Origin of the sequence: Haloferax chudinovii, assembly GCF_042663345.1 — an archaeon.
GTDB lineage: Archaea > Halobacteriota > Halobacteria > Halobacteriales > Haloferacaceae > Haloferax > Haloferax chudinovii.
Genome location: NZ_JBHTAB010000007.1, coordinates 94824 through 107703 on the forward strand (window position 1 = coordinate 94824; position 12880 = coordinate 107703).

Sequence of the window (12880 nt, forward strand, 5' to 3'; positions counted from 1 at the left end):
GTCAGAACTCGTCCGGCGGCGTCAGGCCGTCGTCGCCCGCGCCGTCGTGCTCGTCGGGGTACTCGGGGGCGACGCCGTCTTCGAGCGCGTCCACGTCGAACTCGCGGCGGAGCGACTGAATGCGGTCGCGGATGTCGGCGGCGAGTTCGAATTCGAGGTTGTCGGCGGCCTCCTGCATCCGGTCTTCGAGGAAGGCGATCTGTTCGACCGCCTCGTCGGCGTCGGCGGGGGCGTCGTCGGAGACGCCGCGGGTGTCGGTCTTGCTCCCCGGCAGGTTCGTCTCGCCGACCTCTTTTTCGATGGTCGTCGGCGTGTGGCCGTGTTCCTCGTTGAACTCCTGTTGGATGCGGCGGCGGCGCTGGGTCTCGGAGATGGCGGCCTCCATCGCGTCGGTCATCTCGTCGGCGTAGAGCACGACCTCGCCGTTGACGTTGCGGGCGGCGCGGCCCATCGTCTGGACGAGCGTGGTCTCCGAGCGCAGGAAGCCCTGCTGGTCGGCGTCGAGGATAGCGACCAGCGAGACCTCGGGGATGTCGAGGCCCTCCCGGAGGAGGTTGATGCCGACGAGCACGTCGATGTCGCCGAGGCGGAGCGACCGGATGAGTTCGTGGCGTTCGAGCGTGTCGGTCTCGTCGTGCATGTAGGCCACGTCGACGCCGGCCTCCTCCAAGTACTCGGTGAGGTCCTCGGCCATCCGCTTCGTAAGCGTCGTGACGAGCACGCGCTCGTCGCGGTCGATGCGCTCGTCGATGCGGGCCATCAGGTCGTCGACCTGCCCGGTCGCCTCCGTCACCTCGACTCTCGGGTCCACGAGGTGGGTCGGCCGGACGATTTGCTCGACGGTCTGGTCGGAGTGCTCGCGCTCGTAGTCGCCGGGCGTCGCCGAGACGAAAAGCGCCTGCCCGACGGTCTCTTCGAACTCCTCGAAGGTGAGCGGGCGGTTGTCGTAGGCCGTCGGCAGGCGGAAACCGTTTTCGACAAGCGAGTCCTTTCGGGACTTGTCGCCGGCGTACTGGCCCTTGATCTGCGGGAGCGTGACGTGCGACTCGTCGATGACCGTGAGGAAGTCATCGGGGAAGTAGTCGAGGAGCGTGTAGGGCGCGTCGCCGGGTTCGCGGTCCGAGAAGTGGACCGAGTAGTTCTCGATGCCCGAGCAGTGGCCCGTCTCGCGGAGCATCTCGATGTCGAACGTGGTCCGTTCTTCGATGCGCTGGGCGGCAACGAGGTCGCCCTGTCGCTGGAACTGCTTCACCCGCTGTTCCATCAGCTCCTCGATTTCCGAGATGGCTCCTTCGAGCTGTTCTTCGGGGATGGAGTAGTGTTCCGCCGGGTGGACGAGCACCGCCGGCTCCGACGACTTCACCTCGCCCGCCAGCGGGTCGAGCTTCAGCATCCGGTCGATTTCGTCGCCCCAGAACTCGATGCGGACGGCGTAGCGGCCGTACATCGGGAACACCTCGACGGTGTCGCCGCGGACGCGGAACGTGCCCTGCCGGAAGTCCACGTCGTTGCGCTCGTAGTTGAGGCCGACGAGCGCGCCGAGCAGTTCGTCGCGGTCCATCTGCTGGCCGACCTCCAGTCGGAGGGACAGGTCGGTGTAGTTCTTCGGGTCGCCGAGGCCGTAGATGGCCGACACCGAGGCGACGACGATGACGTCGTCGCGGGTGAGAAGCGACCGGGTCGCGGAGTGCCGGAGCCGGTCGATTTCCTCGTTTATCGACATGTCCTTGTCGATGTAGGTGTCGGTCTGTTCGATGTACGCCTCGGGCTGGTAGTAGTCGTAGTAGGAGACGAAGTACTCGACGGCGTTGTCGGGAAACAGCCCCTTGAACTCCTCGTACAACTGGGCGGCGAGCGTCTTGTTGTGCGCGAGGACGAGCGTCGGCTTCTGAATCTCCTCGACCACCCACGAGACCGTGTTGGTCTTGCCGGAGCCGGTGACACCGAGCAGAGTCTGTACGTCAGCACCCTCGCGGAAGCCGCGGGCCAGCGCCTCGATGGCCTCGGGCTGGTCGCCCGCGGGGTCGAAGGGGGCGTCGACGCGGAATTCGCGGTCTGCGTCGGGTCTGTCGGCGGACAGGGGACCGGACTCGCTCATTGCCGGTCCTTGGGTCGCGGCGTACTTGAGCGAGGCGGTGCTTGTCGCCGGAGGAACGGTTTTGGGGCGGGCTGTCGAACGTTCCTGTATGGCCCGAGCCGAACTCGAACGCGCGAGCAACCTGCTCAAGGAGGCCGCCGAGGCGGCCGACGGCGACGTACAGGAGCGACTCTACGAACAGTCCGACCAGCTGGCGAAGCTGGCGACGCGCGAGCAGGGACCGGACCACGGGCGACTCGCCCGTCACATGACGGTCCTCCACGACCTCGCCGAAGCCCTCGACGGCGACGTCGCCGAGACGGTCCGCGAGGCCCGAAGCGAGGTCCTCGAATACCGCAAGGGCGTCCCCGGCGTCTGACGACCGGCTGACAGACCCCTTCGTTTCTACTGGAACTCACCCGTTACACTCCGAGTCGACGCCGTCGGTACGTGGTGAACGAAGAGGGATTTCGCGCCGAGTGGGTCGCTCCGCGACCCCGAATATGAAAACGTGGGTTAGCAGACGTTCTTCGGCTTGACGCCCATGCTTTCGAGCGTCTCGACGTACTCGTCGTAGGCGGCTTCGACCACCGCGTCGGCGGCCTCGCGGGCGACGGCGTCATCTTCGACGAGGTCGGAAACGGCGTCGTCGAGCGCGTCGAGTTGGTCGTTGAGGTCGGACTTGAGCGTGCGGAAGTCGTTGGCGGCCATGGGATCCGCGTCGCCGACGAAGAAGCCGACCATCTGCTCGACGGTCTTCAGCGACACGAGCGCGCGGGCGAGCGCGCCGCCGAGGCGGCCGTCGGTCGTCTCGAACTCGGCGAGTACGTCGTAAACGTTCGGCTTCGACCCGTCCGACTCCGCACCGACGGTCTCGGCGTGCTCGCGGGCGGTGTCGGCGAGGTCGGAAAAGAGCGCGGCGGCCTCGTCGTTCGGTTCGTCGTCGGCCCACCAGTCGAACAGGTCGGCGGCGGCGGCGGCCTCGGCGGCGGCGGCCGCGCGGACCGCGTCGCCGTCCATCTCGCCGCCGGTGACGGCGTACAGCGCCTTCGAGGAGCCGAGTCGGGAAAGCGGCGTCTCGTGGTCGTCGCGGAGGGTGTCGAGGAGTTCGGTCATACGGCTCCGTATGTCCGTCTCGGGTTTGTACCCATCGGCGGCGGCGAGTCCGGCGCGAGTCTGCGACGGCCGCGGAGACAGCCGACGAGTCGGCCGCCGGGACGACCGGTTCGTGACATTTTCCCGAGTCGAACTCTCTCGAATATTAAACATTATATATCGTATTATCATGAACTAACTCGGGCTATGACAAATGCTATCAGGCAGGCGGCGGAGCGCAGTTCGAAACTGGTCGAGCAGTACCTCCCCGACGCGTTCCTGTTCGCTATCATTCTGACGGGCGTGGCGTTCGTGCTGGCGCTGGTATCGGTCGCGCCGGGCGAGGGGACCGGCGTCGTCGGACACGCCGGGAACCTGCTTCTCGACGGCTGGTACGGCGGCTTCTGGAACCTGCTTTCGTTCGGGATGCAGATGACGCTCATCCTGATGACGGGCTACGCGCTCGCGCAGACGAAGCCGGTAGACCGGCTCCTGACGCGGCTCGCACGCGTCCCGAACACGGAGCGCGGCGCGGCCGCGATGGTGCCGGTCGTCGCCGCCGCGGCGTCGTTCGTCCACTGGGGGCTGGGCCTCGTCGTCGGGGCGCTTTTCGCCCGGAAGATAGCGACCGAGATGCGCGGCATCGACTTCCCCATCGTCGTCGCCGGCGCGTACTCCGGGTTCGTCGTCTGGCACGGCGGCCTCGCGGGGTCGATTCCGCTGTTGTTGAACACCGGGGATAACTTCCTCATCGAGGCGGGCATCCTCGACGCGACGTTCGGCACCGGCGGGACCATCTTCACGGTCGCCAACCTCGTGTTGGTCGTCGCGGTCGGCTTCCTCTTCCTGCCGGCGCTGTTCGCGCTCATGTACCCGACCGACGAGACGAAGAAGACGCCCATCGACCCCGCGGAGTTCGAGGCGGCGACCGACGGCGGCGAGCAGGCGAGCGGCGGGTGGGCCTCCACGGCCGTCCCCGACGACGCCTCGCTCGCGACGCGCATCGAGCACTCGCTCGGCATCGGCGTGGCAATCGGCGTCGTCGGCCTGCTCGCGGTCGCCCTGTACTTCTGGGAGGGCATTCAGAGCGGGACGATGCCGTGGAACAACCTCAACCTGAACATCGTCAACTTCGGCTTCCTCTTTCTCGGCCTGCTGTTCCACGGGACGCCCAAGGCGTACATCGAGGCCATCGTCGAGGCCGTCGAGAACGTCTGGGGCATCATCCTCCAGTTCCCCTTCTACGCGGGCATCATGGGCATCATGGCCTACGCGCCGGAGGGCTCGGTCAGCCTCGCCACGCAGATCGCACAGGGCATGGTCGCCGTCGCGCCCGACGGGACGCTCCCGGCGTTTGCCTTCTTCACCGCCGGACTCGTGAACTTCTTCGTCCCCTCCGGTGGGGGCGAGTGGGCCGTCATCGGCGAGACGCTCGTCACGGCCGCGAAGGCGTCCGGCGAGTCCATCCCGCGGGTCGCCGTCGCCGCCTCGTGGGGCGACGCGTGGACCAACATGATTCAGCCCTTCTGGGCCATCCCGCTTCTCTCCATCAGCGGCCTGTCGGTCCGCGATATCATGGGCTACTGCGTGATGGTGCTTCTCGGCGCGGGCGTGCTCGTCGCCGTCGGCATCAGCGTCCTCCCGATGTAAACCGCAAAAAGAACCGTACAGTCGGGTTCGACTCGAACCGAGGCGAGGCGGCTCAGTTACCCTTTTCGACGGGCGCGCCGACGAGGTTGCCCCACTCCGTCCACGAGCCGTCGTAGTTGGTGACGTTCTCGTAGCCGAGGAGTTCGTGAAGGGCGAACCACGCGATGGACGACCGCTCGCCGATGCGGCAGTAGGCGATGGTGGACTCGTCGCCTTCGATGCCCTGGTCCGCGTAGAGCTCGCGGAGTTCGTCGGCGGACTTGAACGTGCCGTCGTCGTTGACGGTCGCGGCCCACGAGATGTTGCTCGCGCCGGGGATGTGGCCGCCGCGCTGGGCGGTCTCCTGCAGTCCCGGGGGCGCGAGAATCTCGCCGGAGAACTCTTCGGGCGAGCGAACGTCGACGAGGGGAAGGCCCTTGTCGACCGCCTTCTCGACGTCGTCGCGGTACGCGCGGATGTCCTCGAAGGGGCCCTTGGCGCTGTAGTCTTGCTCCGGGAAGGACGGGACGTCGTCGGACGTCGGATAGTCGTTGTCGACCCAGTAGTCGCGGCCGCCGTTCATGAGGTGAACGTCCTCGTGGCCGTAGTACTTGAACTGCCAGTAGGTGTAGGCGGCGAACCAGTTGGAGTTGTCGCCGTAGAGGACGACCGTGGAGTCCTCGGAGATGCCGTGCGAGCCGAGGAGCTCCTCGAAGTCCTCCTTGGTCAACACGTCGCGGGTCGTCTGGTCCTGCAGTTGGGACTCCCAGTTGAACCCGATGGCACCGGGGGCGTGACTCTCGTCGTACGCCTCGGTGTCCACGTCCACTTCGACGAGTCGGTACGCCGCGTCGTCGCTCTGGAACTCGTCGAGGTGGTCTTCCACCCAGTCCGCAGAGACGAGTACGTCCTTCGCGTAATCGGAGTTTGACATCGCGTTTCCCCATACAACAGGGAGGCCCATAACTCTCACAGCGACGGCATGTACGGCCTGACCTCGGGTGATGCGGCAATATTATCCTTAGCATGCCCCGAGAGACGGCGAAAGCGGCTCGGAGAACGGACATCACGCGCTGTCTGAGTCCGGTATCCGACTGAACCAGCAATAACATCCGCTACCCCGGACACGTGGCGAGGGGTGCGAGGAGGGGCGGACCTAAATCCGCGGCCCGGAAACGTGGGGACATGGTAGATGTGGTCTCTTCGGATTGGCTCGCGGACCGACTCGGCGACGTGCGCGTCGTGGACGTGCGCGACGGCTGGGAGTTCGACGGCATCGGGCACCTCCCCGGCGCGGTCTCGATACCGTTCGACAGATTCCGGAGCGCCGACGGCGACGTGGGGATGCTCCCCGGCCGCGACGCGTGGGCCGACCTCCTGTCTGGCGCGGGCGTCGCCGCCGACGACGACGTGGTCGCCTACGACGACACCCACGGCGTGTTCGCCGCCCGCTTTCTCGTGACCGCGCTCCTCTACGGGCACGACTCCGACAGGCTCCACCTCCTCGACGGCGACTTCAGCGCGTGGAACCGCGAGCGCGAGACGACGACGGAGGCGACCGAGGTCGCGGGGGCGGTCTACGAGATAACCGACCCGGCCGAGACGCCGCTCGTGGACTTCGAGGCGGTCGAGGCCGCGCTCGACGACCCCGAGACCGTCATCGTGGACACCCGGGACCCCGCGGAGTACGAGGAGGGCCACCTCCCCGGCGCGGTCAATCTCGACTGGCGCGAACTCGTCGACGACGAGACGCGCGGGCTGAAACCGCGGGACGAACTCGACTCGATTCTGGACGCCGCGGGCGTCACCGCGGACCGGCGGGTCGTCCTCTACTGCAACACCGCCCGGCGCATCAGCCACACCTACGTCGTGCTCTCGCACCTCGGCTACGACGACGTGGCGTTCTACGAGGGCAGTCTCACCGAGTGGGAGGCCCGCGACGGCGCGGTCGTCGAGGGCTGACGAGCGCGCGGTCAGGGAGTCTCGACCGGGTCGTCGCCTGCGGCCTCCTCGCCCCCGCCGCCATCGACGCGTAACTCCGCGCCGAGCAGGTCCACGGACTCCGCGAGGAGCGCGACGACGAGCGGGCCGGCGATGATGCCGACCGGACCGAGGCTGAGCAGGCCGCCGACGAAGCCGACGAAGTAGAGGCTCCCCGGCAGGTCGGCGGTCTCCTTGGCGAGTCGCGGGCGAATCAGGATGTCCGGGAGCCACGCGACCGCGAACCCGCCGACGGCGACGACGAGCGCGGCGGCGACGAGGTCGCCGACGGCGACGTGGTAGGCCGCCATCGCCGCGAGCAGGACGCTCGGGCCGACGATGGGGATGAACTGGAGGACGGCCGCGACCGTCGCGAGCGTGACGACGTAGTCGTAGCCGAGCGCCCAGAAGACGACGAGCCCGATGGCGAACGTGCCGACGGCGGTCGCCGCCTGCAGGACGTAGATGGCGAACAGCGTCTCGCGGGCCCGCTCGTTGAGCGCCGTCGCCGCGTCCCGGTAGTCGGTCGGGACCAACGCGAGGAGCGTCCGCCCGACGGCGTCGCCGCTGAGGAGGAGCGCGAACACGAGGAAGCCGAACAGGGTGAGTTTGATGAGCACCACGGGCGCGGCGGTGGCGGCGGCGCGGCCGACCGACTGGAGCAAGCCGAGGCCGACCGCGACCACCTCGTCCAGCGTCACCATCTCGACCATCCCGAGGAACTCCACGGTCACCGCGTCGGGGAGGAGCGCCGCGAGGTCGAGGATGTCGCTCAGCCGGAGAAAGAGGATGACGACGAGCGGCGCGAGCACGACGACGACGCCGACCGCCGCGACGACGGTGGCGGCGAGGCTGGCGACCCAGCGGGAGGCCCTACGCGCCTCGAGGCCTCGCCTGAGCGGGACGAGCAGGTAGGCGACGGTGATGGCGAAAAACACCGTCCCCAGCACGTCCGCGAGCATGACCGCCGCGAGGAGCGCAAAAAGGGCGAGCACACCGCCGAAGACGTACGGACGAGAAGCAGTCATCTCCTATGATACTCCCGCAAAGTGTAAAGTCGTTCTCCCGCGACGAGCCTCGAAATCGGCGGGTTCGGCCGCGTACCGCCTTCGGGAACATCACGCTCGTTAAGTACCACAGAGTACAACAACCGAGTAATGAGACGACGTAGCTTCCTGAAGGCCGCGGGGGCGGGAGGCGTCTCCGCGCTCCTCGCCGGCTGTGCCGGGACCGGCGGCGAAGAGACGACGACCGAGGCCTCGGGCGACGCGACCGAGACGACAGCGACGACCCACGGGACGACCGCGGGCGGCGAGTCGCCGACGCTCACCGTCGGCACCTACGGCTCGTTCGTCGACGCGCCGAGTTCGAGTCCCGGGCCGTGGCTGAAAGAGGCGTTCGAGTCCGAGTTCGACGCGACCCTTGCGTGGCAGACGCCCGACTCGGGCGTGAACTACTACATCGAGCGCGCCCTCCGCGGCGTCGAGTCCGGCGCGGACCTCTACGTCGGACTCGACGCGCAGATGCTCGTCCGCATCGACGAGAACCTCGACGGCGCGCTGTTCTCGCCCGCCGCGGGGCTGTCCCGACTCGGTGACGTGAACGAGCAACTGAACTTCGACCCGCAGGGCCGCGCGGTCCCCTACGACACGGGCTACATCTCGCTCGTCTACGACGAGACCTACGGCGACGGCGACAGCGAGTTCGTCGCCCCCGAGACGTTCGACGGCCTGCTGGAGTCCGAGTACGCGGGCGCGCTCCTCGCGCAGAACCCCACGTCGTCGGCGACGGGGCAGGCGTTCCTGCTCCACACCATCGACGCCAAGGGCGAAGACGGCTACCTCGACTACTGGGCGAGCCTGAAGGAAAACGACGTGCGCGTCCTCGGCAACTGGGAGGACTCCTACAACGCCTACTCGAACGGGGAGGCCCCGATGGTCGTCTCGTACTCGACCGACCAGGTGTACGCCGCCGAGTCCGGCGAGGACATGGTGAGACACCAGATTCGCTTCCTGAACGACCAAGGCTACGCCAACCCCGAGGGGATGGCCCCCTTCGCCGACGCGTCGAACCCCGACCTCGCCGCCGAGTTCATGGACTTCATGCTCCGGCCCGAGGTGCAGGCCGAAATCGCCGTCCGCAACGTCCAGTTCCCGGCGACGACCACCGCCGAACTGCCCGAGGAGTTCGCGCAGTACGCCCGGGAGCCGCCGGAAGCCGTCACGTTCTCCTACGACCGGCTTCAGAACAACCTGAGTGACTGGACCGACGCGTGGGCCCGCGAGTTCGCCAGCAAGTGAGGTGAGCCGGTGAGTCGCGCCTCGGTTCGCCGGGCCGCCCGCGCCCTCGAACAGCGACTGCTCACCCTCGTCGCGGCGCTCACCGCCGTCGTCCTCCTCGTCCTGTTTTACTACCCCGTCGCCACCGTCTTCGCCGACGCCGTCCTCGCCGACGGCCGACTCACTATCGAGCCCATCGCGGCGGTGCTGACGAGCGAGTTCTATCTCGTCGATATCATCTGGTTCACGGCGAAACAGGCGTTCTACTCGACGCTCGCCAGCCTCGCGCTCGGCCTCCCCGCCGCGTGGCTGTTCGCCCGCTTCGAGTTCCGCGGCCGCGAGACGCTCCGCTCGCTCACCATCCTCCCGTTCGTCATGCCCTCCATCATGGTCGCCATCGGCTTCGTGGCGACGTTCGGCCGCAACGGGACGCTGAACCGCGCGCTCTCTGCTGTCGGCCTCCCGCCGGTCGAACTGCTGTTCACGCTCGAAGCCATCGTCGTCGCCCACGCGTTCTACAACGCCCCGCTCGTCGCCCGCGTCGTCACCGCCGCGTGGGAGAGCGTGGACGCCCGAACCGTCGAGACCGCCCGCTCGCTCGGCGCGAGTCCGCGGCGGGCCTTCCGCGACGTGGTCCTCCCGCAACTCCTGCCGTCTATCGGCGTCGGCGCGACGCTGACGTTCATCTTCACCTTCGCGTCGTTCCCCATCGTCCTCGCGCTCGGCGGCTTCCAACTGGCGACCATCGAGGTGTTCGTCTACTCGCGGGTGCGAGACCTCGCGTACGCCGAGGCCGCCAGCCTCGCGGTCGTCGAGACGGCCGTCTCAATCACGCTGACCGCCGTCTACCTCCGGTACGAGGCCAGCCAGCGGTCCGCCGGCGGCGCGGCGAACCCGCTTCCTCGTCGGGCCGTCCTCCCGTCCGACTGGACGCCGAAATCGGCGCTCCGAACGGTCGGCATCGCCGGCTACGCCCTCGTCGTCGGACTGGTGTTCGTCGTCCCCATCGCCAGCATGATTATCGCGAGCGTCACCGGCGGCGACGGCGGCTTCACCCTCGCCAACTACGCCTTCCTCGCCGAGCGGCAGGCGACCGGGGCGAGCTTTCAGGTCAAGCCCCTCCCGGCCATCCTGAACTCGCTGGCCTTCGCCGCGGGAACGCTCGTCATTGCCGTCCCGATGGGCGTGACGATGGCCGTCCTCACGACTCGCCGGTACCGCGGCCGCGGCCTCATCGACGTGCTCTCGATGGCCCCCTTCGCCGTCTCGGGCATCGTCGTCGGCCTCGGCCTGCTCCGCGGGCTGGTGTTCGGCGTCGACGTGCTGGGGACGCGAATCCGCGTCACCGGCGCGCTCGCCATCGTCGCGGCCCACGCCGTCGGCGCGTACCCCTTCGTCACCCGGAACGTCGCGCCGCTTTTCGCCCGACTCGACGGCCGACTCGTGGAGTCCGCGCGGTCGCTCGGCGCGACCAGAACCCGCGCGCTCGTCGATATCGAACTGCCGCTCGTCTGGACCGGCGTCGTCGCGGGCGCGGCGTTCGCTGTCGCCATCAGCATCGGCGAGTTCGACTCGACCATCATCCTCGCGGAGGGGGCGGGAAGCTACACGATGCCCGTCGCCGTCGAGCGGTTCCTCGGGCGACGGCTCGGTCCGGCGACGGCGATGGGCTGTCTCCTGCTTCTCGTCACGTCCGCCAGCTTCCTCGTCGTGGACCGCTTCGGCGGCCGGTGGGGCGAACTGTGAGGGGCGAACTGTGAGGGGAACGGAGGGCGAAAGGGGGCGGACGCAGAACGCGAAACGCGGGGGAGCGCGGGAAGTGAGAATTATCACCGTCCGCCGGCGAGGGGAGCACGTGACTTCGGAGGCGAACCCGTGAGACTCGAACTCGACGCGGTGTCCAAACGCTACGGGTCGGCGACGGCGCTCGATTCCGTCTCGCTGTCGGTCGACGACGGCGAGTTCTTCACGCTCGTCGGGCCGTCCGGCTGTGGGAAGACGACCACGCTCCGCTGTATCGCGGGCTTCGAGGCCCCGACCGAGGGGACCGTCCGCTTCGACGGCGAGTCGATGGCCGGCGTCGCGCCCGAGTCGCGGGGCGTCGGCGTCGTGTTCCAGAACTACGCGCTGTTCCCGCACCTCAGCGTCGGCGAGAACGTCGCCTACGGCCTCCGCTTTACCGACCCGCCGGGCGGCGGCACCCGCGACGACCGCGTCGCGGAACTGCTTTCGCTCGTCGACCTCGCGGGGTTCGAAGACCGCGACCCCGACTCGCTTTCGGGCGGGCAACAACAGCGCGTCGCGCTCGCCCGCGCGCTCGCTCCCGGCCCGGACCTGCTCCTCCTCGACGAGCCGATGTCGGCGCTCGACGCCCGACTCAGGGACCGCCTCCGCCGACAGGTGAAGCGCATCCAGTCAGAACTCGGCGTGACGACCGTCTACGTCACCCACGACCAGTCGGAGGCGCTGGCGGTCTCAGACCGGGTGGCCGTCCTCGACCGCGGCCGCGTCGAGCAGGTCGGCGACCCCCGCGAACTCTACCACCGCCCGCGGACGCGGTTCGTCGCGGAGTTCCTCGGCGAGAACAACGTCCTCGACGCGGTCGTCGAGTCTCGACCGGAAACGGGGGGGATTCGCGTCGGCGTCGGCGACGCGGCGTTCACGCTGGCCGAGGAGCGACGGGTCCTCGGGCGGGCGGGGGCGGTCTCCGGCGAACGCGCTGAAAACGATGCGAAAGACGGGGGCCGACCCGCCCGACCCGAACCCGGCGACGAACTCGTCTTCTGCGTCCGACCCGAACGGCTCCGGGTCGGCGCGGAGACGAACCGAATTCGCGGGACCGTCGTCGACACCGAGTTTCAGGGGGCGACGACGCGGGTGAGACTCGACTGGGCCGGGACGGAACTCGTCGTTGCGGTCGACGACGGCGGCGAACAGTCGGACTCGGGGTTCGAGGAGGGGACGACGATGGCGGTCGGATTCGACCCGACGGCGGCTCACATCGTCGAGTAGCGCGGGGCGGTCGTTTTTCCCGACGTCTCAGGGCGCGACGCCGACGGTCAGGAGCGTTCCGAACGTCCGATAGCGCTCGACCATCGCCTCGCGGGTCTCCCAGTCGTCCGTCGGGAACTCGGCGGCCGCCGGGATGTCGATGTCGAGGTCGGCGATGGAGTCCTGTTCGGCGACGTGGAGGCCGGCGTCGCGGAACGCCTCGCGGTACTCCGCGTGGGACCAGCGGGTCATGTCGACGGAGATGAGGTCTTGCCACTCGTGGGAGTGGACGTTCTCCTCGTAGTAGTTCACCGCGCAGTAGAACGTGCCGCCCGGCCTGAGGATGCGCGCGACCTCTTCGAGGGTGTGGTGCGGGTCGGCGGCGTAGTAGAACGCCTCCATCGACCAGACGTGGTCGACGCTGTCGTCGTCGAACGGGAGGTCGTCGAAGTCGCCGACGAGAAACGAGAGGTCGTCGGTATCGGTGTACCCGCGGGCGTTCTGGACCATCTCGGGCGAGCCGTCGAGGCCGAACCCGCGGCCGATGCCCTTCGTGTCGCGGAGCGCGCGCAGTGCGTAGCCGCTTCCGGTTCCGAGGTCGACGACGGTGTCGCCTTCCTCGACGGGCATCCGCGCGAGCGCGTGCTTCGCGGTGTGCCAGTGTCGGTCCTCCATGCCCCTGTCGCGGCCGTCGGCCGCCCAGGCGTCGAACTCGTCGCGGACGCTCATACCGGAGCCTCGCGCGCCGGGGTGAAAATGCGTTCGAACTGGCCCCGAGGCGACGGCGAATCCGACGGCGAATCGGTCGCGTCTCCCGTCGCGCCTTTTA

11 protein-coding genes are annotated in these 12880 nt (G+C 68.4%); 6 read left to right on the forward strand and 5 right to left on the reverse strand.

Going from position 1 to position 12880, the window contains the following annotated elements; translation table 11 throughout:
* Nucleotide 1: 1 nt before the first annotated feature.
* Nucleotides 2–2098, reverse strand: a complete 2097-nt coding sequence (gene uvrB / locus ACFQI8_RS13270) for an excinuclease ABC subunit UvrB (protein ID WP_390245518.1) — start codon at nucleotides 2096–2098, stop codon at nucleotides 2–4.
* An 88-nt stretch (nucleotides 2099–2186) separates the two neighbouring features.
* On the opposite strand from uvrB, the gene ACFQI8_RS13275 reads away from it, so the two are divergent.
* Nucleotides 2187–2456: a DUF7553 family protein gene (locus ACFQI8_RS13275; protein WP_390245520.1), complete on the forward strand. Its 270-nt coding sequence runs from the start codon at nucleotides 2187–2189 to the stop codon at nucleotides 2454–2456.
* A gap of 137 nt (nucleotides 2457–2593) precedes the next feature.
* Here ACFQI8_RS13275 and ACFQI8_RS13280 read toward each other — a convergent pair whose 3' ends face one another.
* Nucleotides 2594–3193, reverse strand: a complete 600-nt coding sequence (locus tag ACFQI8_RS13280; RefSeq protein WP_390245522.1) for a transcription antitermination protein — start codon at nucleotides 3191–3193, stop codon at nucleotides 2594–2596.
* 186 nt (nucleotides 3194–3379) lie between these two features.
* Between ACFQI8_RS13280 and ACFQI8_RS13285 the strand changes: the two genes are divergently transcribed.
* Nucleotides 3380–4822: a short-chain fatty acid transporter gene (locus ACFQI8_RS13285; RefSeq protein ID WP_390245524.1), complete on the forward strand. Its 1443-nt coding sequence runs from the start codon at nucleotides 3380–3382 to the stop codon at nucleotides 4820–4822.
* Between the two features lie 52 nt (nucleotides 4823–4874).
* Here the strand turns inward: ACFQI8_RS13285 and ACFQI8_RS13290 are convergent, their stop codons facing one another.
* On the reverse strand, nucleotides 4875–5735 hold the full coding sequence (locus ACFQI8_RS13290; protein WP_390245526.1) for a sulfurtransferase: 861 nt from the start codon (nucleotides 5733–5735) through the stop codon (nucleotides 4875–4877).
* A 251-nt stretch (nucleotides 5736–5986) separates the two neighbouring features.
* Between ACFQI8_RS13290 and ACFQI8_RS13295 the strand changes: the two genes are divergently transcribed.
* Entirely contained in the window at nucleotides 5987–6763 is a 777-nt protein-coding gene (locus tag ACFQI8_RS13295) for a sulfurtransferase (protein WP_390245528.1), read from the forward strand.
* An 11-nt stretch (nucleotides 6764–6774) separates the two neighbouring features.
* On the opposite strand, the gene ACFQI8_RS13300 is transcribed toward ACFQI8_RS13295, so the two are convergent.
* Complete coding sequence (locus tag ACFQI8_RS13300; protein ID WP_390245530.1) at nucleotides 6775–7809, reverse strand: AI-2E family transporter; 1035 nt, start codon at nucleotides 7807–7809, stop codon at nucleotides 6775–6777.
* A gap of 129 nt (nucleotides 7810–7938) precedes the next feature.
* On the opposite strand from ACFQI8_RS13300, the gene ACFQI8_RS13305 reads away from it, so the two are divergent.
* From ACFQI8_RS13305 to ACFQI8_RS13315, 3 genes are all read left to right on the forward strand, one after another.
* The gene (locus tag ACFQI8_RS13305; protein WP_390245532.1) at nucleotides 7939–9081 is read left to right on the forward strand and encodes a thiamine ABC transporter substrate-binding protein; all 1143 of its coding nucleotides are present in this window, start codon (nucleotides 7939–7941) and stop codon (nucleotides 9079–9081) included.
* A 9-nt stretch (nucleotides 9082–9090) separates the two neighbouring features.
* Nucleotides 9091–10806, forward strand: coding sequence for an ABC transporter permease (locus tag ACFQI8_RS13310; protein WP_390245534.1), 1716 nt, complete (start codon nucleotides 9091–9093; stop codon nucleotides 10804–10806).
* Nucleotides 10807–10935: 129 nt separating this feature from the next.
* Nucleotides 10936–12072 (forward strand): ABC transporter ATP-binding protein, encoded by a 1137-nt coding sequence (locus ACFQI8_RS13315; protein WP_390245536.1) that lies wholly within the window; start codon nucleotides 10936–10938, stop codon nucleotides 12070–12072.
* A gap of 27 nt (nucleotides 12073–12099) precedes the next feature.
* On the opposite strand, the gene ACFQI8_RS13320 is transcribed toward ACFQI8_RS13315, so the two are convergent.
* Nucleotides 12100–12780 (reverse strand): class I SAM-dependent methyltransferase, encoded by a 681-nt coding sequence (locus tag ACFQI8_RS13320; protein WP_390245538.1) that lies wholly within the window; start codon nucleotides 12778–12780, stop codon nucleotides 12100–12102.
* Nucleotides 12781–12880: the final 100 nt, after the last annotated feature.